Source organism: Catenuloplanes atrovinosus (assembly GCF_031458235.1).
Taxonomy (GTDB): Bacteria; Actinomycetota; Actinomycetes; order Mycobacteriales; family Micromonosporaceae; genus Catenuloplanes; species Catenuloplanes atrovinosus.
The window spans coordinates 6373425-6395672 of the sequence record NZ_JAVDYB010000001.1; the positions used below are offsets into that span (position 1 = coordinate 6373425).

The following is a 22248-nucleotide window of genomic DNA, read 5'->3' on the forward strand; positions in this document are numbered from 1 at the left end:
CACCCCAACCCGGCACCAGCGAGCTTGCGAGCGAATCATCGGCTCAGCGGCGTCCCGGGCCGGAACCGCAGCGTGGAGGGCCGGCCAGCATGAGGATCGACGGGAGGGATGCGGCCGGGGTGCCGCGGCCGGGGCAGTGTCTGCGCACGTTCCTGCGGGAGCAGGGGGCGTTCGGTGTGCGCAAGGGCTGCGACGCCGGTGACTGCGGCGCCTGCACCGTGTGGCTGGACGGGACGCCGGTGCACAGCTGCGTGACGCCCGCGTTCCGCGCGGAGGGCCGCGAGGTCACCACCGTCCAGGGCCTGGCCACCGGCGACGAGTTGCACCCGGTGCAGCGCGGGTTCCTGGAGGCGCAGGGCTTCCAGTGCGGGTTCTGCACCAGCGGCATGATCATGACGGCGGCCGCGCTGGACGAGGCGCAGCGCGCCGACCTGCCGCACGCGCTCAAGGGCAACCTGTGCCGGTGCACCGGCTACCGCGCGATCGAGGACGCGATCAACGGCGTGCGGCACGTGGAGGAGCCGGAGCCGGGCGAGGCCGCGGGCCGCAACCTGCCGGCCCCGGCGTCGCGCGCGATCGTCACCGGCACCGCGCTGTTCACGCTGGATCTGCCGCCGGACGGGCTGCTGCACATGAAGCTGCTGCGCTCGCCGCACGCGCACGCCCGGATCGTGGCGATCGACACCAGCGCGGCGCTGGCCGTACCGGGCGTGCGCGCGGTCCTGACCCACGAGGACGCGCCGAAGCGGCTGTTCTCCAGTGCGCGGCACGAGCACATGACGGACGACCCGGACGACACCCGCGTGCTGGACGACGTGGTCCGGCACGTCGGGCAGCGGGTCGCGGCCGTGGTCGCGGAGACCGTGGCCGCGGCCGAGGAGGGCGTGCGCGCGCTGGTCGTGGAGTACGAGGTGCTGCCCGCGGTGTTCGACCCGGAGCTGGCGATGCGGCCGGGCGCGCCGGTGATCCACGCCAAGCCGGCCGAGGAGTCCCGGATCGCGTTCCCGGAGCGCAACACGGTCGCGGAGATCCACGGCAATCTGGGCGACGTGGCGGCCGGTTTCGACGAGGCCGACGTGATCTACGAGCAGATCTTCCACACCCAGCGCGTGCAGCACGCCGCGATGGAGACGCACGGCTGTGTGGCCTGGGTGGACGAGCGCGGCGCGCTGACCGTGCGGACCAGCTCGCAGGTGCCGTTCCTGACCCGGCAGGCGCTGTGCGCGGTGTTCAACCTGCCGCCGGAGCACGTGCGGGTGCTGACCGTGCGGGTCGGCGGCGGCTTCGGCGGCAAGCAGGAGATGCTGGTCGAGGACGTGGCCGCGCTGGCCGCGCTGCGCCTGGGCCGGCCGGTGCAGCTGGAGCTGACCCGCGAGGAGCAGTTCACCGGCACCACCAGCCGGCACCCCATGGCCATCTGGGTACGGGCCGGCGCGCGCGAGGACGGCACGCTGACCGCGCTGCAGCTGCGCGTGGTCTCGGACACCGGCGCGTACGCGAACCACGCGGTGGGCGTGCTGCACCACGGCTGCGGTGAGTCGATCGCGGTCTACCGCTGCCCGAACAAGAAGGTCGACGCGTACGCGGTCTACACGAACACGGTGCCGGCCGGCGCGTTCCGCGGGTACGGGCTGAGCCAGACCATCTTCGCGGTCGAGTCCGCGATGGACGAGCTGGCCCGCATGCTGCACCTGGACCCGGTCGCGTTCCGGGAGCGCAACGTGGTGCGGCCGGGCGACCCGATGGTCTCGGTCAGCAACGAACTGGACGACGTGGAGTACGGCAGCTACGGCCTCGACCAGTGCCTGACGCTGGTCCGGGACGCGCTGGCGGACGCGCCGGAGGAGGCGCCGGGCCCGGGCTGGCTGACCGGCGACGGCGTGGCGCTGTCGCTGATAAACACGATCCCGCCGCGCGGCCATCACGCGGAGGCGGACGTGCGGCTGCTGCCGGACGGTACGTACCAGCTGATGGTCGGCACCACGGAGTTCGGCAACGGCACCTCCACCGTGCACCTGCAGCTGGCCGCGACCGCGCTGGGCACCACGCCGGACCGGGTCGCGATCGCGCAGTCGGACACCGCGCTGGTCGCGCACGACACCGGCGCGTACGGCTCGACCGGCGTGGTGGTGGCCGCCCGCGCGACGTTGCTGGCCGCGCGGGCGCTGCGCGAGCGTCTCCAGGCGGCGGCCGGGCTGCTGACCACGTTGCCGCCGGAGGAGTGCGAGCTGACCGCGGACGGCGTGGTCTGCGGCTCCGGCACCATGCTCGGCCTGCCGGAGCTGCACCGGCGCGCGACCGAGGGCGGCTTGCCGACCGGGGCGCACGCGGTGACGGACGGCACGCCGCGCTCGGTGGCGTTCAACGTGCACGGCTTCCGGGTCGCGGTGCGCCCGCGTACCGGCGAGATCAAGATCTTGAAGAGCGTGCAGGCCGCGGACGCCGGCGTGGCGATGAACCCGATGCAGTTGCGCGGGCAGATCGAGGGTGGCGTGGCACAGGCGCTGGGCGCGGCGGTCTACGAGGAGATGCGGATCGGGCCGGACGGCCGCGTGGTCAACCCGGCGCTGCGCGGCTATCACGTGCCGCAGTTCGCCGACGTGCCGCGCACCGAGGTGCTGCTGGCCGAGACGGAGGACGCGCTGGGCCCGCTGGGCGCGAAGTCGATGAGCGAGAGCCCGTTCAACCCGGTGGCGCCCGCGCTGGCGAACGCGGTCCGGGACGCGACCGGCGTACGGCTGACGTCGCTGCCGCTGGCCCGCGACCGGGTGTGGGAGGCGCTGGCGCTGGCCGGCGTGACCGCGGACGACCCGGCCGGCGGCCCCGCGCACGCGGTCTCGCTCGCGGCCGGGCTGCCCGAGGAGACGGCGGTGGAGCGGCGATGACGGACCGGGCGTTGCTGGACCTCGCGGTGGCGGCCGCGGTGGAGAACGTGGCCGCGGGCGGCGGCCCGTTCGGCGCGCTGGTGGTGCGCGACGGCGAGGTGGTGGCGACCGGCGTCAACCGGGTCACCGCCACGCTGGACCCGACCGCGCATGCGGAGGTGGTGGCGATCCGGGCCGCCTGCCGCGCGCTCGGCACGTTCAAGCTGGACGGCTGCGTGCTGGTCAGTTCGTGCGAGCCGTGCCCGCTGTGCCTGGCCGCCGCGCTGTGGGCCCGGGTGGACCGGGTGGTCTACGCGGCGGACCGGCACGACGCGGCGGAGGCGGGCTTCGACGACCGCGCGTTCTACGACCTGTTCGCCAAGCCGCGCGAGGAGTGGGAGGTGCCGGTGGTCCAGGCGGAGGCGGGCGATCGGGTGGCGCCGTTCACGGCCTGGGCGAGCCGGCCGGACCGGGTGGAGTACTGAGCGCCGGCCGGGTCGCGGCGCAGCACCACCACGTATTCGGTGCGGGCCGCGTCGAGCCGGCCGAGGCTGAGCGCGCGGACCAGGCCGCGGACCAGCGACCAGCGCCGGCCGGTGATCCCCAGCCGGCGGCGGAACCGCGCCTGCTTCTCGTCCTCGAAGTAGCCCTCGAAGACCGGCGCCAGGCCGTGCCGGGCGACCAGCGCGGCGATCGCGGCCGGTGCGATGGAGCGGCGCAGCGTGGTCGGGTACGGGCCGTAGCCGGGCTTGCCCGCGTTGGGGAAGCCGAGCACGTGGCGGCGGAACCAGACGTGGAACGCGTGCGGCGTCAGCTTCGTGAACAGCGACTTCGGGCTCCACAGGTGTGGCACCGCGAGCACGACCAGGCCGCCCGGGGCGATCATGCGGGCGAACCGGCCGATCAGCACCTCGGGCCGCTCGACGTGCTCCAGCACGTACCAGCAGGTGATCAGGTCGAAGGAGTCCGGCGGCGCCGCGTAGTCGTGCAGGTCGCCGACGACGCGCTCGTGCAGCCGGGGGTTGAGGCCCATCGCGGTGCCGTCGGTGTCCACGCCGACCAGGTAGGCGTCGTCCGGCACGTCGAGGCGGATGCGCTTGCCGGCCCCGGCCTCCAGCGCGCGCAGCGGCGCCCCGGCGGGCGGGCGGAGCAGGGCGGTCACCGTGCTCCGCAGCGCGCCCGTCACCTCGTCGGGAGTACCCAGGACGACCTTGTCCGATTGTTCCGACATGGGGGCATTATTCACATGTGGCGGGCGGGGCGGGGCGAGGCACGCCCGAGGGGTCAGTCGAGCGGGCGCTTGAAGTGGTAGCGGTGCACCTCGGTGGTGCCCTGGAGGTTGTTCACGTCCTCGGACGCGGAGATCATCTCCCAGCCGGCGGCACCGGCCTGGTTGAGCTGTGAGATGACGGCGGTGCCGTACATGGTCACGTCCTGCACGGTGCCGTCCGGCGCGTACCAGGCGAACGTGATGACCCACTGACCTCCGTCCGGGACGCGGCGGCGGATGAGCAAGGCGTACTCCCACTTGACCATGTGGACATTATGCGGACCGAATCACCCGTTCGGTGGTCCGGCGGCACGAACCGGGCGGCGGGTACGCGAGGGCCGCCGGCGGAAATGCTGAAGACCCCCGTTCGGGTGCCGAATGGGAGCATGACGGGTGCTGTCGCGCCCCGGTCCACGTCCGCTGGAGGCACGGCCGCGATGGTCCTGGTCGACGAGGTGCTCTACGAGAGCGAGCGCACCCTCGTGACGCGCCGTGCCACGGACCGGATCGTGTTCAAACGGCTGCGCGGCCCGGGTGCGCAGGAGCGGGCCCGGCACGAGCGCGCGATGCTGGAACGCGCGGCCGGCGTGCCCGGCGTGCCCGCGCTCGCGCCACCCGGCGATGGCGACGGCGACGTGCTGGCGCTCGCGGACACCGACGGCGGCCGGACGCTCGGCTCCCTGGTCGCGGCCGGGCCGCTGCCGATGCCGGACGCGCTGCGCCTGGCCACCGGCCTGGCCGCCACGCTGGCCGGCCTGCACCGGCGCGGCATCCTGCACCGCGACATCACGCCCACGAACGTGCTGCTCGGCCCGGACGGCACGCCCACGCTGATCGACTTCGGGCTGGCCACCGCGCAGGTGGAGGGCCCGGACGCGGGCCGGCTGGTCGGCACGCTCGCCTACGTGGCGCCGGAGCAGACCGGCCGGACCGGGCGCGGCGTGGACCAGCGCGCCGACCTCTACGGGCTGGGCGCGACGCTCTACGCGGCGCTGACCGCCCGCCCGCCGTTCGGCGAGGACGACCCGCTGCGGCTGGTGCACGACATCCTGGTGGTGATGCCGGAGGAGCCGGCCGTGCTGAACGAGCACGTGCCGATCGTGCTCTCCTCGATCGTGATGCGGCTGCTGGAGAAGGAGCCGGACCATCGCTACCAGAGCGCGGAAGGGCTGGCGCACGACCTGGAGCGGGTGGCGCGGCGTGAGCTGACCGGCTTCACGCTCGGCGAACGCGACTTCCCGGCCCGCCTGGTGGCGCCGCCCCGGCCGGTCGGGCGGGTCGCGGAGATCGCCGCGCTGCGCACGGCCGTGACCTCGGGCGTGCCGCTGATCACCATCGGCGGGTCACCCGGTCTCGGCCGGACCAGCCTGCTGGCCGAGGTGCGGTCGCTGGCCGAGGACGCGGGCGCGCGGTACGTCGGCGGCCGGTGCGACCCGCGGCACGCGGACACCGACGGGGACGGGCTGCGCGAGGCGCTGAGCGCGCTGGGCGGGCTGCTGCTGACCGAGCCGGAGGCGGTGCTGTCCGGCACGCGGGACCGGCTCCGGCACGCGCTCGGCGAGCACGCCCCGGTCGTCTCCGCGCTGGTGCCCGAGTTCGGCGTGGTGCTGAGCGACGACACCGCGCCGGGTGTGTTGCCCCGGCTGGACCCGGCTCAGGTGGAGAGCGCGCTGGTGCAGGTCACCGGCGCGCTGCTGCGGGCGGTGGTCGCCGAGTCGTACCCGCTGGTGCTGGCCCTGGATGATTTTCACCTGGCACCGCGGATCGCGGCGCGCTCGGTCGAGGCGCTGGTGACGGCGGACCCGGTGCCGGGACTGACGCTGGTGGTCACGCACCGCGACACCGCGCCGGTGCTGACCGACGCGAGCGTCGAGACGCTGCGGCTGCGGCTCGGCGTGCTGCCGCTGGACGCGGTCACGCAGTTGGTCACGGACGTGCTGCGGGTGCCGGTGAGCGACCCGGCCGGGCTGGCCGCGGCCGTGCACGAGCGCACCGGCGGCCTCCCCGCGGAGGTGCTGGCGCTGCTCAACGAGCTGCGGACGACCGGCACGCTGCGGGTCGGCCCGGACGGCTGGGTGTGGGACGCGGCGGCGCTGCACCGGCACCTCGGCGAGGCGGACACCGGCCGGCGGCTGGTGGACCGGGTCGCGGGGCTGCCGGACCGGACCCGCGCGCCGCTGCTGGCGCTGGCCTGCCTCGGCGGGGAGGCGACGCCGGAACTGCTCGGCGCCGCGTGCGGGCAGCCGGCCGGCGAGGCCCTGGAGGCGCTCGCACCGGCGCTGGACGACGGGCTGGCCGTGTTCGCCGGCGAGACCGTGCGGGTCCGCCACCGGGTCCGGCAGGCGCTGGGGAACGAACCGGACACGGTACGACCGGCGATCGCGCGCCGGCTGGCGGAGACGCCCGCGTACCGGGGCGTGGCCGCGGAGGTGTTCCTGGCCGCGGGCGCGCCGGCCGCCCCGGACCGGGAGCTGGCCGCGACGCTGTTCACCGAGGCCGCGGAGGCGAGCCGGGTGCTGGACCCGGAGCGCTCCGAGCGGTTCCTCGCCGCGGCCATCGGCGTCGCCGACGGCACCGACCCGCTCGCGCTGCTCATGCTGCACGTCCACCGGCACGCCGCGCTCTGCCGGCTGGGGCGGCTGGAGGAGGGCGACGAGGAGTACCGGTACATCGAGGAGAACTGCCCGGACCCGGTCGGCCGGGTGCCCAGCGCGTGCGTGCAGATCGGCGCGCTGAACCGCCGGATCCGGTTCGCGGACGCGCTGGAGCTCGGCGCCGACCTGCTCGACCGGATCGGCGTGCCGGTCGTCCGGTCGGCGGAGGAGGCGCGCCCGGTGGCCGAGGCGGGCATGGAGCGGCTGGCCTGGTGGGCGGCGACGCTGCCGGAGAATGGCGATCCGCGGCCGGAGAACCGGGGCCGCGCGCACCAGGCGCGGGCCGAGCTGATCAACGCACTGATGCCGAACGCGCTGTTCGCCGGGCCGATGGTGATGGCGTGGCTGCAGGTCACCGCGCACCGGCTGTGGCTGACCGACGGCCCGGCCGAGCGGCTCGCCGGACCGGTGGCCGCGGGCGGGTTCGGGCTGATCGCCGCGCGCGAGGACTACCACAGCGGCTACCGGATCGTCCGGCACCTGCTGGCCGAGGCGGAGCGGCGCGGGTGGGAGCGGACCGCCGCGGAGCTGCGGTTCGTCTTCATCACCTGGGCCGGTCACTGGCACGAGCGGCTGGAGGACCTGCTCCCGGTCGCACGCACCGCGTTCGCCGGGCTGGTGCGCGCCGGCTCGACCACCCAGGCCGGGCTGGCCTGCAGTGGACTGGCCGCGTACGTGCTGGACAGCGGCTCGCTCGGGGCGCTGGACGAGCAGGTCACGTCCGCGCTCGGGTACGCGCGGCGCACCGGGCACGCGCAGGCGGGGCTGATCCAGTCCGCGTACCGCCGGTTCGGGTGCGCGATGCGGGACGAGCCGGCCGAGGACTTCGACGAGGCCGCGGTGGCCGGGAACGCCCCGGCCGCGCACACCGCGCAGGCGCTGCGCGGGCTGGCCGCGCTGATCACCGGCGACCGGGAGACGGCCCGGGCCGCGGCCGCGGCGGCCGTCGCGCTGCTGCCCCGCAACCCCGGTTTCTACCTGGTCACCACCACCCGGCTGCTGAGCGTGCTGACCGGCGTCGACGTGGACGGCGGCGCGGCGTGGCTGGCCGAGCGGGCCCGGGACTCGCCCGGCAACTTCTCCCACCTGGCCGCGCTGGCCGCGGCGGAACGGGCGCGCCGGGACGGCGACCGGTGGGCGGCCACGGCCGCGTTCGACACGGCGCTCCGCGAGGTGAGCCGCCGGCGGCGCCCCTGGCACTACGCGGTGATCGCGGAGCGGGCGGCCGAGTTCCAGCTCGCGGAGGGGAACGAGTACGCCGGCAACGGGCTGCTCGGGCTGGCCCGGGACGCGTACGTGGAGTGGGGCGCCACCGCGAAGGCCCGCGCGCTGGAGGCCGAGCACCAGTGGCTGCGCGGCCGGCGCGCCGACCCGGACCGGCTGCACAGCGGCAGCGCCTCGCCGGGCAGCGGCCTCAACAACACGGACATCGACCTGGTCGGCGTGCTGGACGCGACGCGCACGCTGAGCTCGGAGACGCGGGTCGGCGCGCTGCGCGAGCGGGTCGACGAGGTGCTGCGCGCGCTGACCGGCGCCACCGACGTGACGCTGCTGGTCACGTCCGACACCGACTCCGGCCCGCGCTCCGTGGTCCGGTACGTGCGCCGCACGCGCGCGCCCGTGGTCAGCGAGGACGCGGTGCGCGACGACCGGTTCGCCCGCGACCCGTACTTCGCCGGCGTGGCCCGGTGCGCGCTGCTGGCCGTCCCGGTGGTGGCGCGCGGCGAGAACATCGCGGTGCTGATCCTGGAGAACCGGAGCAGCCGTAACGCGTTCACCGCGGACCGGCTGGACGCGGTACGCCTGGTCACCGGCCAGCTCGCGGTGTCGCTGGAGAACGCGCAGCTCTACGCGTCGCTGGAGGCGAAGATCGCGGACCGGACGCGGGAGCTGGAGGAGGCGAACCGGCGGCTGGAACAGCTGGCCGTCACCGATCCGCTGACCGGCCTGACCAACCGCCGCCGGATGGACGCGCTGCTGGAGAACGAGTGGCGGCGGGCGACCCGGCCCCGGCACCCGCTGTCCATCGCGATGATCGACATCGACCACTTCAAGGGGTACAACGACCACTACGGCCACCAGGGCGGCGACCGCTGCCTGACCGCGGTCGCCGCGGTGGTGGCCGCCAGCGTGCGCTCGACCGACCACGTGGCCCGGTACGGCGGCGAGGAGTTCTGCATCATCCTGCCGGAGACGCCGCTCGCCGAGGCATTGGTGGTGGCCGAACGCGTACGGTCCGCGGTCGAGGGACTGCGCGAGGCGCACCCGCTCTCCCCGCACGGCGTGGTCACCGTCAGCATCGGCGTGGCCGCCGCGCTCCCCCGCCCGGACGTGCAGGTGGACACGCTGGTGAAGCTGGCCGACGAGTGCCTCTACGACGCCAAGCGGTCCGGCCGGAACCGGGTCTCCGCCGCGTGATCCCACCGCTCCGGAGCGCGCTGACAGAGATCCGATAGTGGTGTATGGGCCGGTCGCGGGGCGTGTGGGCGATCGCATGACGCACCGGGTGGCAACTCACTGGTTTCGTCCGGGTACGGTCCACTTCGTGTCCGACACCCCGCAGCGCGAGATCGCCGGCCGCTACCGACTCCTCCGCCCCCTCGGCCAGGGCGCCATGGGCCGTGTCTGGCTGGCCCGCGACGAGATGCTGGAACGCGACGTCGCGCTGAAGGAGATCGTGCCCCCGGCCGGGCTGACCGGCGACGAGGTGCAGGAGCTCCGGGAGCGCGCGCTGCGCGAGGCGCGCGCCATCGCGAAGGTGAGCCAGAGCAACGTGGTCCGCATCTTCGACGTGCTCCGCACGGGCGAGGAGCCGTGGATCGTGATGGAGTACGTACCGTCGTCGTCCCTGCAGAAGGAGATCGCGACGAACGGGCCCATCTCGCCGGCCCGGGCCGCGGAGATCGGGCTGCGGGTGCTGGGCGCGCTGCGGGCCGCCCACGCGGTCGGCGTGCTGCACCGGGACGTGAAGCCGGCCAACGTGCTGCTCGGCGCGGACGGCCGGGTGGTGCTGACCGACTTCGGCCTGGCCACCGCCACGGACGACCCCGGCATGACGCGCACCGGCGTGGTGATGGGCTCGCCCGCCTACCTGGCGCCGGAGCGGGCCACCGGCGGGCAGGTCGGCGCGTCCGCGGACCTGTGGTCGCTGGGCGCCTCGCTCTACGCCGCCGTGGAGGGGCGCGCGCCGTACACCCGGCCGTCCTCCATAGCCACGCTGGCCGCGCTCGCCACCGAGCTGCCGCCGATGCCGCAGAACGCGGGCCCGCTGCTGCCCGCGCTGGAGGGCCTGCTGCGCCGCGACCCCGCGCGCCGGGTCGACGCGTACGAGGCGGAGCGGCTGCTGCGGCACGCGCTGTCCGGCGCGCCCGCGCACGCCGGCGCCGGGATGCCGTCCGGCACCTGGGCGGCGGCCTCGGGCCCGGCCGCGTCCGGCGCGAACGCCGCGTCCCCGTCCGCGCACCAGCAGGCCGTGCCGGTCGGCACGCTCTCCCGGGCCCGGCACCGGCACGCGGCACCGACCACGATGCTGCCGACCGCGACCACCCGCCCGGACGGCGGCCCGACCGTGGAGATCCCGCCGAGCCCGTCCGTGCCGCTGCCGCCGTACCAGGACCCGCGCCCGCGCTCACGCGGCGAGTACGGCTCGCTCTACCTGCTGATCGGCGCCCTGGTGGTGGTGCTGATCCTGGCCGTGATCCTCGGCATGCGCGTGTTCAACCCGCCGTCCGGTGTGGACATCCGCAACGAGCCCGAGTTCACGCTGCCCACCGTGACCACGACCGCGCCGCGCTCCGCCACGCCGGCCCCGCCGTCGCCCACGCCCAGCCGCACCCGTACCGCGCCGACCACCGCGCCGCCGGTCCCGCCCTCCGCCGCGCCGCAGGTGATCACGCCGGTGGCCGCGGACCGCTCGCTGGTCAACGTGGGCAGCAACCGGTGCTTCGCGGTGCCGGGGAGCAACCCGGCCGCGCCCGAGCCCATCCACATCTGGGACTGCGACGGCACACCCGGCACCAAGTTCACGCTGCCCGGCACCGGCGCGCTTCAGGTACTCGGCGGCTGCGTACAGGCGGACAGCCCGAACATCGGCAGTCAGCTGCACGTGCGGCCGTGCACCGGCGACCTGTCCCAGACGTTCGGCCTCAGCGACGCGGGCGACCTGATCAGCATCCAGACCGGCAAGTGCCTGGACGTGACCGGCGGCGGCACCACCAACGGCGTGCCGATCCAGATCCACGACTGCAACGGCACGCCGGCGCAGAAGTGGGCGCTCAGCTGAGCGGCTCGTCCGCCCGCCACCGCCGCTCGAAGACGATGCGGTGGCGGTCGCCGGGCAGCACGTTCACCGTGCACTGCACCGGCCGGTCGTCCGCGGTGTAGCCGGTGTCGTAATGCACCGCGACCGGCGTGCCCGGCCCGAGCCCGAGCCGCCGGATCTCGTCCGGCGTCGGCATGCGGACGAAGATCTCGTCCACCGCGCGCTCCTGCCGGTGGCCGAGGTCCGCCAGCACCCGGTCGGTGCCGCGCGGGATGTAGGCCGGCGACATGATCTCGGAGTCCTTGATCAGGTCGAGCGGGAAGTGCGAGTCGTTGATGTTGACCGGCTCACCGTTGATGAACCGCACCCGCCGCCGGATCACGATCGTCGCGCCCGCCTTCACCCGCAGCCGCTCCGCCAGGTCCGGCGCGGCCTGCGCCAGCGCCACCTCGATGTGCATGCTCGGCACCCGGCCCTCGTCGCTGATCTGCTGCGAGAACCGGTCCATCGTGGACCCGTCGGGCATCGGCCGGGACTTCTCCTGCGGCCGGTAGAGCATCCGCTCCCACTCCCGCACGAAGTAGCCGTGCGGCCGCCGCGCCACGATCAGCCCTTCGGACACCAGCACACCCAGGCCGCTGCGCACGGTCTGCCGCACCACCCCGAACTGCTCGGCGATCTCGTGCTCGGTCGGCAGCCGCACCCCGGGCGCCAGCTCCCCCGACGCGATCTTGTCCCGGTAGACGGCAGCGATGCGCCGATAGGCCGGCTCCATACCCCTCCTCAGATCGTCTAGACAATCTAAGCGCGTCCGCTCGCGCGGTCCAGCAGCCGTCGCGTCGCGTCCGATTCCGGCGTGGTCGCCGAGCCGGCCACGGGCCCCGCTTTCCCGCTTCCGGCGTGGTCGCGGCCCGCATGCTCCCGCGGGCCAACCTCGCGGCGGCTCCGCCGCCGCTCCGCCGCCGCATCGGAGCCGGTCCCGCCGCTGGTCACCACGAACCCCCGCGAGCGCGCCGGCACCCCTCGTCCCGGCCGCGCCGACCGGTCCTTGACCCGCCGCACTGTCTACCCACATCATATTGTCTAGTCAATCTGACCTGGAGGCGTTGTGGACGTACGGGAAATGACGGATGACCTGGCCACGCTGGTCACGGTGGAGTCGCCGTCGGTCGACGAGCGGGCGCTGGCCGCCAGCGCGCACGTGGTCGCCGCGCTGGGGACGCGGCTGCTCGGCACCGCGCCGGGCCGGCACGGCCACCACCTGGTGTGGCGGCACGGGCCGACCCGGGTGCTGGTCGCCGGCCACCACGACACGGTGTGGCCGGTCGGCACGCTCGACCGCTGGCCGTTCACCATCGACGGCGACCGCGCCACCGGCCCCGGCGTCTTCGACATGAAGGCCGGCCTGGTCCAGCTCTTCCACGGGCTGAGCACGCTCGGCTCGCTGGACGGCGTCACGGTGGTCGTCAACGCGGACGAGGAGATCGGCTCGATCGGCTCGCGCGACCTGATCCACCGCGCCGCCGAGGGCGCCCGCGCCGCGCTGATCTGCGAGCCCAGCGCCACCGGCGGCGCACTCAAGACCGCGCGCAAGGGCATCGCCCGCTTCCGCGTCGAGGTCACCGGCCGCGCGGCGCACGCCGGGCTGGAGCCGCACCTCGGTGTGAACGCCGCCGTCGAGCTGGCGCACCAGACGCTCGCCGTCGCCGCGCTCGGCCGCGGCGACACCACCGTCACGCCCACCCTCGCCACCGCCGGCACCAGCGACAACACGGTTCCGGCCGGTGCGGCGCTGACCATCGACATGCGCGGGTTCGACCCGGCCGAGTTCACCCGCGTGGCGGGTGCGCTGCGCGCGCTCCGGCCGGTCCTCCCGGGTGCTGCGGTCACGGTCACCGGCGGCGTCTCCCGGCCCCCGATGCCGCCGGGCGCGTCCGCGGACCTGCACCGGCTGGCGCACGGCGCGGCCACCGCGCTGGGACAGTCCCCGCTCCCCGGCGTCGCGGTGGGCGGAGCCTCGGACGGCAACCTGACGGCCGCGCGCGGCGTACCCACGCTGGACGGGCTGGGCGCGGTCGGCGGCAACGCGCACGCGGAGGGCGAGTGGGTGGATCTCTCGGCGATGCCGGCCCGGGCGGCGCTGCTGACCCGGTTGATCTCCGACATCCTCGCCCGCGGGTGAAGCCATACCGTACCGTCGCGATCACGCAGCGTTTTTTCCCGTACCGGCGTGAACCTCGGCACATCCGCGCTCGTTTCCGATGCGGATTTCGGCCTAGAAGGGTTCGACGCTGTGCCTCAGATGAGCCTCCGGAGACTGGCCGATGCCGGCCGCGGCGCCACCGGCATCGTCCTCACAGGACTTGCGATCGTCACGATGACCGCCGCCACCGTGAGCTGGGGCGTGGCGATCGCCGCCAACAACGAAGACCTCACCGGCGGTACGGTCGACGACCACCAGCTCGCCGCCATCCTGGACGCCGCCCACTCCTGCCCGATGCTCTCCTCGCACCGGATCGCCGGCCAGCTCATGGCCGAGTCCGGGCTGAACGAGAGCGCCACCGCCACCGAGTCCGGCGGCACCGGCCTGGCCGGCCTGGACGACGCCGACTGGAAGCAGTGGGCGCCGTGGCCGGACGCGGCCCGCACCGACACCCAGGCGACCGTGCTCGCCATGGCCCACAAGATGTGCGCGCTCAGCGGCGAGCTGCGGCTGGCCGGCGTCACCGGCGACTCGTGGCGGCTGTCGCTGGCCGCGTACCGGTCCGGCACCGAGGCCGTGGTGGCCGCGAAGGACGTGCCCGAGGCCGCCACCGACTACGTCGACCGCGCCACCGGTTACGCGTCCTACTACGAGAAGCTTCCGCAGTTCGCCGGCGCGGGCGCCGCGGCCGCCGAGATCAACGGTGCCATGGCCGACCCGATGGCGCTGCCGGAGGAGTACGTGGACCTGGTCGCCACCGCGGGCAAGCGCTGCCCGGAGATCGACGCCGCGACCGTGGCCGGCACGCTGATGGCCTCCTCCGCGTTCAACCCCAGCCGGCTCGGCGCCGCCGGGCGCGAGGGCATCGCGCAGTTCCGCGACGACGTGTGGGAGAAGTACGGACCGAAGGGCGCCTCCGCCTGGGAGCCGTCCGTGGCCGTCCCCGCGGTCGGCACCGTGCTGTGCATCCTGGTCGGCGAACTGTCCGGCGTCGAGGGCGATCCGTACCAGCTGGCGCTCGCCGCGTTCCACTCCGGCCCGGACACGGTCCGCCGCGCCGGTGGCATCCCGGACGCGATGGCCCGCGCACACCTGGAGAAGGTGGCGCACTACACGTCGTACTACCGGCTGGACACCCGCATCGGCGGCACGCCCGGGTCCGCCTCGCCGTCCCCGTCCCCCTCGCCGTCCGCGCCGGCCGCCACCGCCTCCCCGACCCCGGCCGCGCCCACCGGCGCCCCCGCCGCCCCGGCGAAGCCGGACCAGCCGGTCCGCTTCGACTACCCGAGCTTCTCCGCCACCGGCGGCCTGAAGCTCAACGGCAACGCCCAGGCGAACGGCGGCCGGCTGGCCCTGACCAGCGGCACCAACCAGGTCGGCAGCGCGTACGCGACCACCGCCGTCGACCCGTCCGCGTCGTTCAGCACCACGTTCACCGCGGTGATCAGCCAGCCGACCGACGGCATGGCGTTCCTGCTGCAGAGCGCCGGGACGAGCGCGATCGCGGCCGGCACCGGCGGCTCCATGGGCTACGGCGGCGTCAGCCCAAGCATCGCGGTCGAGTTCGACACCTGGGACAACGCACCCGACGGCTACGACCCGGCCGGTCAGCAGCACATCGGCATCATGGCCGACGGCGACTACAAGAACCACCTGGCCTGGGCCGACCCGCACTTCGACATGCGGTTCGGCACCCCGTTCACGGTGTGGGTCGACTACGACGCCGGCGCCAAGAAGCTGTCCGTCTACGCCAGCCAGGGCGGCGGCAAGCCCGGGTCGGCGATGGTCACCCACTCCATCGACCTGGCGGCGAAGTTCGGCGCCGCGAAGGTCTACGCCGGGTTCGCCGGCGCGACCGGTAACACGAACCTGACGGACTCCAGCGAGGCCGTGTTGAACTGGACTTTCACCGAGAAGTAGGACTGTGACCGGCCCGGCGGCGTGCCATCATCGTCGTCGTGCCGGTCACCCGCCGTACCGTCCTCCGATCCGCTCTTCTGACGGGCGCGGCCGCCGGCCTCGGTGGCTGCGCCCGTCCCGCCCCTCCCGCCACGACGGCGGCGCCGGGCACCTGGGTCGTCCCCTCCGCCGCCCCGTCCGTTGCCGCCCCGCCGTCTCCCACGTCCGCGCCCGCTCCCGCGCCCACCGCCGACGCCGCGCTCGAGGCGGTGCTGACCACCCACCTGTCGCCCACCCGCGACAACCCCCACCATCCCGGGTACGCCGGCGCGGTGGCGCTGGCCTGGCGGGACGGGCTGCCGCTGGCCGGCGCCACGGTCGGTGACGCGCTGCGCTACCGGGCCGGCCCGGTCGAGCTGCCCGCCGCCGACCGCGTCCCGATGCGCCCCGACTCGATCTTCGATCTGGCGTCGATCACCAAGGTCTTCACCGCGATCCTCACGCTGCGCCTGGTCGACGCCGGGACGCTGGACCTGGACGTACCGCTGAGCCGGTTCCTCCCGGCGTTCACCACGCCCGACGTGACCGCCGCGATGCTGCTCACCCACACCGGCGGCATGCCGGTCTCGCCGCGCACCGCCGCCACGTTCGTGACGACGCCGCCGGTGGCCCCGCCCGGCACCGTCTTCCGCTACTCCGGCGTCGGCCCGATGGTGCTCGGCCACCTGATCGAGAAGCAGACCGGCATGCCGCTGGACCGGGCGCTGCGCGAGCACGTCACCGGCCCGCTCGGCCTCGCCGACACCGGCTACCTGCCACTGACCTGGGTGCGCGACGTGGACCGGATCGCCGCCACGGACGCGCGATCGTCCCGTGGCCTGCTGCGCGGGCGCGTCCACGACGACATCTGCGACACGCTCGGCGGCGTCGCCGGTCACGCCGGCGTCTTCGCCACCGCCGCGGACGTGGCCGTGATCGGCCAACTGCTGCTCGACGGCGGCACCTACCGCGGCACCCGCATCCTCTCCCCCGAGCTCGTCACCCGCCTGCGCACGAACGCGAACGAGAACGTGCCGGTCGCCGCCGGTGAGCGCCCCGGCCGTACCGCCGCCTACGGCCTCGGCGTGGTGCTGAACCAGCCGTGGTTCATGGGCCGTCTCTCCTCCCCCGGCACGTTCGGTCACACCGGCTTCAGCGGCACCTCGCTGCTGGTCGACCCGGTGCGCCGGCTGGTCGTGGTGCTGCTGACGAATCGCGCCCACCCGAACTGGTCCTGGGCCGAACCCGACCCGTACCGCGTCGCCGTTCATGACCTGGTTTCAGCTTTTTAGCCCCGGGTACCGACATACAGGTAGACAGATGAACGTGACGATTGCCGGAGGAGACTTTTCGATGGCAGGCAATGAGCACGAGGTCAACCGCAGCACCAAGAGCGGCCGTTTCGTCAAGCAGAGCACGGCGGAGCGCCAGCCCGACACCACCGTCACCGAGCAGGTCGGCGGCGACCACACCGGCGGCGACCGCGAGGTCAACCGCAGCGCCAGCACCGGCCGTTTCGTCCGCGAAACGACCGCCGAACTGCACCCCGCCACCACCGAGACCCAGCGAGTCTAGCTCCACTCGGGAGCAGGGCGCGGGCCGAATCTCGGCCCGCGCCCTTTCGCATTCCCGATTCACCGTCACCGCTTTCACGACGGAATGCGGTGACGGCAACCCCGGATCGCATACGACGCGCTTCTCATTCACGTCCGGCGTCCGCGGAATTCGCGCACACGGCCGTTGTCGCCACGCGGAAGAACCGATGCGCGGCCTCTCGCCGGCGAGGCTGGGCAGGTCATACGCGGCGAGGTCAGCCTCCGCCGGGAGACCATGACGATGACGCGAAGTCGCCACAACGAAAAGTCCCGGAATCGATGAGGTCGATTCCGGGACTTGAAGCTGGTGCGCCGCGTAGGACTTGAACCTACAACCCGCGGATTAAGAGTCCGCTGCTCTGCCAGTTGAGCTAGCGGCGCTCGTCGGCAACGGTGAGAACACTAGCACGGCCGTCAGGCGCACTTCCAATCGGTTAGCGGGGGACGGGCCGGACTGTGGCATACGCAACGTGACCGGTCGCGGCGAGGCTGCGGGGATTGCGATCGTCGGGCAGGATGGTGCCGTATCTCGGCAGGTCAGCGGATCTTCCGCCCCGAGACACACCGCATATCGGGGCATACATGAATAAAAGGATGGGCCGGATGAGGCGTACCGCGTTGGTGGCGGCGCTCGCGATCATGATGCCGCTGGCGCTGGCGGCCTGCGGCAGCGAGGACGAGCCGGCGGCGGAGGCCGCACCGTCGGCGGCATCGGTGCCGGCACCACCGGTCGCGACCTCGACGGTGCCCGCGGTGCCGCTGAAGCTGGAGGTCACGCCGAAGGACAAGGCGAGGAACCAGCCGGCGAGCGTGGAGATCGGTACGACCGTGGCCGGCGGCACGGTGGAGACCGTCACCCTGGTGGACGGCGCGGGCCGGCAGGTCGCGGGCTCGATGCGCGCGGACGGCACGTCCTGGGTGCCGGCGAAGACGCTGTCGTTCGGCGCGTCCTACACCGCGACCGTGACCGCCAAGAGCCCGGCCGGCGAGTCGATCACGCAGACCACCAGCTTCTCGACGATGGGCCGGCCCGGCAAGGAGACCGGCACCGGGCTGTACATGTTCGACGGCCACACGTACGGCGTGGCCATGCCGGTCGTGGTCGAGTTCATCCCGGGCGTACCGGAGAGTCATCGGGCGGCGGTGGAGAAGCGCCTGTTCGTGCAGACCGACCCGCCACAGCCGGGCGTGTGGTCGTGGGTGAAGGGCGGCACCCAGGCGTACTACCGGGCACCCGAGTTCTGGCAGCCGGGCACCAAGCTGACCGTCCGGATAGGGATCGGCGGCCTGGAGACCGCGCCGGGCACCTATGGGAACACGGACCGCACCGCGACCGCGGAGATCGGGCGCAAGCTCGAGATGAGGGTCGACAACTCGGACAAGCAGATGAAGGTGTACGAGGACGGCACGCTCACCCGCACCTTCCCGGTCAGCCTCGGCCGGAAGAAGATGCCGTCGGCCAGCGGCGTGATGGTCGTGATGGAGAAGAAGGAACAGACCGTCTTCGACACGTACGAGCAGTTCGGCCCGGTCGAGGGTTACCGGGTGGACGTGGAGTTCGCGCAGCGGCTGACCTGGAGCGGCCAGTTCATCCACGCGGCGCCCTGGTCGAACGCGTCGCAGGGCCGGGAGAACGTCTCGCACGGCTGCGTCAACGTCTCCCAGGAGGGCGGCGAGTGGCTGTTCGGCAAGACGCTGATCGGCGATCCGGTGACGGTGACCGGCACCGAGGAGAAGCTCACCGAGGGCAACGGCTGGACCGCCTGGAACGTGAGTTGGGCGGACTTCATGAAGGGTTCCGCGCTGCCGATTCCGGACAGTCTGCGCACCGCCACGCCGTCCCCCGCCAACAGCCCGTCTTGAGATCCGGCGGGGCGACCAGCCGCGATGACCATGTGTAACTGATCGCCCCGCCATTACGTTGCTGTCCCGACGGTCGGTTCGTCCGTTCGGCTCTGTGTGATCATGTCTGCCCCGGGTATCTTTACGGGCCTGGTGGGCGGTGCGACGCCGCACTTCCCGCCGCCCGAAGGGCCCGGCCGCCACGTGTCTCCTCTGCACGGGGTGCAACCGAGGCCCGCCGTTCCACGTGTTCAAGGCAGCAAGTGGCGTCGGGATCGAGACCTGGGGTTAGGGGACAATGCACGCTACCCGTTCCGAGCGGGCACCTTGGGGTGTGCCCGGCTCACGTATGGGGCGTCGCGCGTTCGGCGCGCTCGCCCTCGCCGGGGTCATAGGCTTCGGCACCGCCTGCAGCGGCGACTCGTCGCCCACCTGGCAGAGCAACGATGCCGGGGCCTCCGCGGCTCCGGCGGCGACGAGCGAGAGCCCGGTGCCGATCGGCGCGACGCTCAAGTCGCCGGCCGAGGGCAGCAAGGACGCGCCGATCACCACCGACATCTCGTTCGACCTGGTCAATGCCGTCTCCGGCACGGTCACGGTGACGAACGGGAAGGGCGAGGAGGTGCCGGGCAAGCTGTCCGACGACTCCAAGACCTGGGTGCCGGACAAGAAGCTGGCGTACGGCACGACCTACACCGCGGAGTACACCGGCACCGACTCGGCGGGCCGGACCGGCACGATGACCGGCACGTTCACCACGATGGGCGAGCCGAAGAACACGGTACGCACGGTCAGCTTCATGGGCGACGGCGCGGTCGTGGGCGTCGGCATGCCGCTGATGCTGTCGTTCAGCCGGGAGATCCCGGAGGAGTACCGCGACGAGGTCGAGAAGCACCTGACCGTCACGACCGACCCGCCGCAGGACGGCTCCTGGGGCTGGCTGAGTTCCGACTCGATCCAGTACCGCCCGGTGGAGTACTGGAAGGCCGGCACGAAGATCACCTACGGCGTCGACCACGCCGGCCTGGAGATGGGCGACGGCTGGTACGGCAAGACCGACTACGAGGTCAACGTCGAGATCGGCTCCCAGCTCATCATGGAGGTCGACAACAAGACCAAGCACATGACCGTGATCAAGGACGGCAAGAAGGTCAAGGACTTCCCGGTCAGCCTGGGCCAGCCGAAGTTCCCCTCGGTCAGCGGCACCATGCTGATCATGGAGAAGCTCCGCAAGACGGTCTTCGACACGTACGGCCAGTTCAGCGACGAGGACGCGTACCGGGTCGACGTCGAGTACGCGCAGCGCCTCACCTGGGGCGGCCAGTTCATCCACGCCGCACCCTGGTCGAGCGCCGCCCAGGGCCGGGAGAACGTCTCGCACGGCTGCGTCAACGTCTCCCAGGACGCCGGCAAGTGGCTCTTCGAGCAGACCAAGCTCGGTGACCCGGTCGTCGTCAAGGGCACCGGGGTGCCGCTGGTCAACGGCGACGGCTGGACCGTCTGGAACATGAGCTACGACGAGTTCACGAAGCTCAGCGCGCTCGCCTGACGGTGGAGGCCCCGGGTCGGCCCCGGGGCCTCCGCCGATTGGAAGCGCGGCCGAGCCGCGTGTTAAGGTGCTCCCCGTTGCCGACGAGCGCCGCTAGCTCAACTGGCAGAGCAGCGGACTCTTAATCCGCGGGTTGTAGGTTCAAGTCCTACGCGGCGCACAGGTGTCATTCGACGAACGGGACGGTCCGCAGCCCCGTCCGGCCCTCCGCACCGGTGGTGATCAGGCCCTGGTCGTCGACCGTGATGACCTTCCACCGGCCGTGCAGCTCGAACAGGCCGGTGTCGCCCGCCGGCACCACTCGCCAGCTGTGCTCGGCGCGGCCGGGGACGCACACCTCCAGCTTCACGAGCCGGAACGGGCTGTCCGCGGCGCAGTAGTCCTCACCCGGGTTCTCGCTCCAGAGCGGCGGCCCGATGACGACACTGTTCGCCTCCTCCGTCTCCGCGGGCCGCAGCGTCATCATCGTGTTCTCGTTCCGCTCGGTGCCGGTGAACTCCAGCGCGCCGCGGAGACGGATCTCGAGGAAGCTGTTCCTGTCGTCGTCCGCCACGTCGATGACGACGGGCTCGCCGATGACGATGCCGGCGTCCTCGAGCTGCGAGACGTCCGACAGGACGGGGGCTTGCGGCTCAGCCGCCGCGGCGCTCCCGGCGGTGGTGGCGACCGACAGGGCGACGGCGGCCACGCCGAGGCTGACGATGCGAGAGTGACGCATGTGTGACTCCTTTCGATGTCTACCTATATAGACGGACGAGAAGCACATCGGTTGCCACCGAAAAGATCACAGTCACGCCCTGGCAGATCAGAACGGGCGGCGACGGCGTCACGTAAGGCTCAGCTTCACGGTCGCACCGCCGATGGCGGCGGCATGACGCGTTTGCCCGTGGGCTCGGGTTTCAGCAGGTCGCACGACTCCGCCGCCGCCGGCGCGGAGGCCGCCCGGGCGGCCCTCGCCGGCCTGGACGGTGCGGAGCCGGGCCTGGTCATCGTCTGTGCCGCCATCCGGTACGACCACGCCGCCCTGCTCGCCGCGGTACGGGAGATCACCGGTGACACGCCGCTGATCGGGGCCAGCACCTCCGGCCAACTCGTCGACGGCGACTACCTGCCGCCCGGCGAGTCGGTGAGCGTGCTGGTCCTCGGCGCGGGCGTCTACACCTTCGGCGCCGCCGTGACCACCGGGATCGGCGCGGACGTCGTCGCCGCGGGCCGTGACCTGGCCCGCCGCGCACTGGAGGCGGCCGGCGACGGCCGGACCCCGCACAGCGCGCTGCTGGTCCTCGCCGACGGCATGGCGGGCGACATGCAGGCCATGCTCGGCGGCATGTACCGGGTCACCGGCGCCCGCGTTCCGGTGGTCGGTGGCGCCGCCGCCGACGACCGCAGCTTCGCCGGCACCTCGGTGTTCTTCGGCGACCGGGTGCTGAGCGACGCCGCCGTCGCCGTGTGGATCGGCTCCGACCATCCGCTGCACGTGGTCTCCGGCCACGGCTGGCGGCCGCTGACCCTGCCGATGCTGGTCACCCGCGTGAACGGGCTGGTGGTCGAGGAGATCGACGGTCGTCCGGCGGCCGAGGTGTTCACCGAGATCGTGCGGAAGGACTCGACCGCGCGGGCGGAGTACCACGAGGGCGCCTGGGAGGGGTGGCACACCGGGCACTCGTTCGGCCTGATCGAGCCGGACGGCACGCAGCTCATCCGCGGCGGCTTCATCGACGAGGCGGGCGCGCTGCGCACCTTCCTGCCGCTGCCCGAGTACTGCGCCGTGCAGGTGGTCTCCGCCGACCAGGACGACCTGCTCAACGCGAGCGAGGGCGTGGTGGACGACGCCCTGGAGGGTCTCGCCGCGCCGGCCGTGATGCTGACGTTCAGCTGCGTCGCCCGCAGCGACCTGCTCAGCACGCGCGCCCCCGAGGAGGCCGCCCGGCTGCACGGGGCCGCGGCAGGCCGGGTCTCCCTGTTCGGCTTCTACACGTACGGGGAGTTCGCCCGGAGCGTCGGCGTCGCCGGCTACCACAACGCCACCATCGCGGCGCTCGCGCTCTGACCCGGACGACCGCACCAGGACC

Annotated in this window: 14 protein-coding genes, 2 tRNA genes and 1 pseudogene; 12 read left to right on the forward strand and 5 right to left on the reverse strand. The window is 73.3% G+C overall.

Annotated features, from left to right (window positions below):
• The first annotated feature begins 89 nt into the window (after positions 1-89).
• Positions 90-2885, forward strand: coding sequence for a molybdopterin-dependent oxidoreductase (locus J2S41_RS28195; RefSeq protein ID WP_310372052.1), 2796 nt, complete (start codon positions 90-92; stop codon positions 2883-2885).
• The gene (locus J2S41_RS28200; protein ID WP_310372054.1) at positions 2882-3349 is read left to right on the forward strand and encodes a nucleoside deaminase; all 468 of its coding nucleotides are present in this window, start codon (positions 2882-2884) and stop codon (positions 3347-3349) included. Before J2S41_RS28195 ends, J2S41_RS28200 begins: the two co-directional genes overlap by 4 nt.
• 371 nt (positions 3350-3720) lie before the next feature.
• On the opposite strand, the pseudogene J2S41_RS28205 reads toward J2S41_RS28200, so the two are convergent.
• Together J2S41_RS28205 and J2S41_RS28210 are read right to left on the reverse strand one after the other, a co-directional pair.
• A pseudogene (locus J2S41_RS28205) lies at positions 3721-4095 on the reverse strand (class I SAM-dependent methyltransferase); the annotation flags it as partial.
• 53 nt (positions 4096-4148) lie between these two features.
• Positions 4149-4400, reverse strand: coding sequence for a hypothetical protein (locus J2S41_RS28210; protein ID WP_310372056.1), 252 nt, complete (start codon positions 4398-4400; stop codon positions 4149-4151).
• Positions 4401-4520: 120 nt separating this feature from the next.
• Here J2S41_RS28210 and J2S41_RS28215 point away from each other — a divergent pair, with 120 nt between their 5' ends.
• A complete protein-coding gene (locus tag J2S41_RS28215; protein WP_310372058.1) occupies positions 4521-9206 on the forward strand; it encodes a diguanylate cyclase in 4686 nt (1561 codons plus the stop codon).
• Positions 9207-9333: 127 nt separating this feature from the next.
• On the forward strand, positions 9334-11070 hold the full coding sequence (locus J2S41_RS28220) for a protein kinase domain-containing protein (protein WP_310372060.1): 1737 nt from the start codon (positions 9334-9336) through the stop codon (positions 11068-11070).
• Here the strand turns inward: J2S41_RS28220 and J2S41_RS28225 are convergent.
• Positions 11063-11824, reverse strand: a complete 762-nt coding sequence (locus J2S41_RS28225) for a GntR family transcriptional regulator (RefSeq protein ID WP_310372062.1) — start codon at positions 11822-11824, stop codon at positions 11063-11065. The genes J2S41_RS28220 and J2S41_RS28225 overlap by 8 nt on opposite strands.
• Positions 11825-12172: 348 nt before the next feature.
• On the opposite strand from J2S41_RS28225, the gene J2S41_RS28230 reads away from it, so the two are divergent.
• The 4 genes from J2S41_RS28230 (at position 12173) to J2S41_RS28245 (ending at position 16765) form a co-directional block, all read left to right on the forward strand.
• Positions 12173-13231, forward strand: a complete 1059-nt coding sequence (locus J2S41_RS28230) for a M20 family metallopeptidase (RefSeq protein ID WP_310372064.1) — start codon at positions 12173-12175, stop codon at positions 13229-13231.
• A 120-nt stretch (positions 13232-13351) separates the two neighbouring features.
• On the forward strand, positions 13352-15172 hold the full coding sequence (locus J2S41_RS28235) for a lectin-like domain-containing protein (RefSeq protein ID WP_310372066.1): 1821 nt from the start codon (positions 13352-13354) through the stop codon (positions 15170-15172).
• Positions 15173-15210: 38 nt separating this feature from the next.
• Positions 15211-16482, forward strand: a complete 1272-nt coding sequence (locus J2S41_RS28240; protein ID WP_310372068.1) for a serine hydrolase domain-containing protein — start codon at positions 15211-15213, stop codon at positions 16480-16482.
• Between the two features lie 28 nt (positions 16483-16510).
• The gene (locus tag J2S41_RS28245; RefSeq protein ID WP_310372070.1) at positions 16511-16765 is read left to right on the forward strand and encodes a hypothetical protein; all 255 of its coding nucleotides are present in this window, start codon (positions 16511-16513) and stop codon (positions 16763-16765) included.
• Between the two features lie 325 nt (positions 16766-17090).
• Here the strand turns inward: J2S41_RS28245 and J2S41_RS28250 are convergent.
• Positions 17091-17166: transfer RNA gene (locus J2S41_RS28250), tRNA-Lys, on the reverse strand.
• A gap of 213 nt (positions 17167-17379) precedes the next feature.
• On the opposite strand from J2S41_RS28250, the gene J2S41_RS28255 reads away from it, so the two are divergent.
• The 3 genes from J2S41_RS28255 to J2S41_RS28265 all read left to right on the forward strand — a co-directional run bounded on the left by J2S41_RS28255 (position 17380) and on the right by J2S41_RS28265 (position 20336).
• On the forward strand, positions 17380-18648 hold the full coding sequence (locus J2S41_RS28255) for a L,D-transpeptidase (RefSeq protein ID WP_310372073.1): 1269 nt from the start codon (positions 17380-17382) through the stop codon (positions 18646-18648).
• A gap of 328 nt (positions 18649-18976) precedes the next feature.
• Entirely contained in the window at positions 18977-20176 is a 1200-nt protein-coding gene (locus J2S41_RS28260; RefSeq protein ID WP_310372075.1) for a L,D-transpeptidase, read from the forward strand.
• A gap of 87 nt (positions 20177-20263) precedes the next feature.
• A tRNA-Lys gene (locus tag J2S41_RS28265) sits at positions 20264-20336 on the forward strand.
• 6 nt (positions 20337-20342) lie between these two features.
• On the opposite strand, the gene J2S41_RS28270 is transcribed toward J2S41_RS28265, so the two are convergent.
• Complete coding sequence (locus tag J2S41_RS28270) at positions 20343-20894, reverse strand: hypothetical protein (RefSeq protein WP_310372077.1); 552 nt, start codon at positions 20892-20894, stop codon at positions 20343-20345.
• A 153-nt stretch (positions 20895-21047) separates the two neighbouring features.
• On the opposite strand from J2S41_RS28270, the gene J2S41_RS28275 reads away from it, so the two are divergent.
• Positions 21048-22226 carry an FIST signal transduction protein gene (locus J2S41_RS28275; protein ID WP_310372078.1) on the forward strand — a complete coding sequence of 393 codons (1179 nt, stop codon included), beginning with the start codon at positions 21048-21050 and terminating at the stop codon, positions 22224-22226.
• Positions 22227-22248: the final 22 nt, after the last annotated feature.

Bases quoted from the DNA above. Each gene is read 5' to 3' on its own strand.
- J2S41_RS28210 (WP_310372056.1), bottom strand. From the start codon at position 4,400: ATGGTCAAGTGGGAGTACGCCTTGCTCATCCGCCGCCGCGTCCCGGAC.
- J2S41_RS28195 (WP_310372052.1), top strand. From the start codon at position 90: ATGAGGATCGACGGGAGGGATGCGGCCGGGGTGCCGCGGCCGGGGCAG.
- J2S41_RS28245 (WP_310372070.1), top strand. From the start codon at position 16,511: ATGAACGTGACGATTGCCGGAGGAGACTTTTCGATGGCAGGCAATGAG.
- J2S41_RS28230 (WP_310372064.1), top strand. From the start codon at position 12,173: ATGACGGATGACCTGGCCACGCTGGTCACGGTGGAGTCGCCGTCGGTC.
- J2S41_RS28270 (WP_310372077.1), bottom strand. From the start codon at position 20,894: ATGCGTCACTCTCGCATCGTCAGCCTCGGCGTGGCCGCCGTCGCCCTG.
- J2S41_RS28225 (WP_310372062.1), bottom strand. From the start codon at position 11,824: ATGGAGCCGGCCTATCGGCGCATCGCTGCCGTCTACCGGGACAAGATC.
- J2S41_RS28235 (WP_310372066.1), top strand. From the start codon at position 13,352: ATGAGCCTCCGGAGACTGGCCGATGCCGGCCGCGGCGCCACCGGCATC.
- J2S41_RS28275 (WP_310372078.1), top strand. From the start codon at position 21,048: ATGACGCGTTTGCCCGTGGGCTCGGGTTTCAGCAGGTCGCACGACTCC.
- J2S41_RS28255 (WP_310372073.1), top strand. From the start codon at position 17,380: ATGGGCCGGATGAGGCGTACCGCGTTGGTGGCGGCGCTCGCGATCATG.
- J2S41_RS28200 (WP_310372054.1), top strand. From the start codon at position 2,882: ATGACGGACCGGGCGTTGCTGGACCTCGCGGTGGCGGCCGCGGTGGAG.
- J2S41_RS28260 (WP_310372075.1), top strand. From the start codon at position 18,977: ATGGGGCGTCGCGCGTTCGGCGCGCTCGCCCTCGCCGGGGTCATAGGC.
- J2S41_RS28215 (WP_310372058.1), top strand. From the start codon at position 4,521: ATGACGGGTGCTGTCGCGCCCCGGTCCACGTCCGCTGGAGGCACGGCC.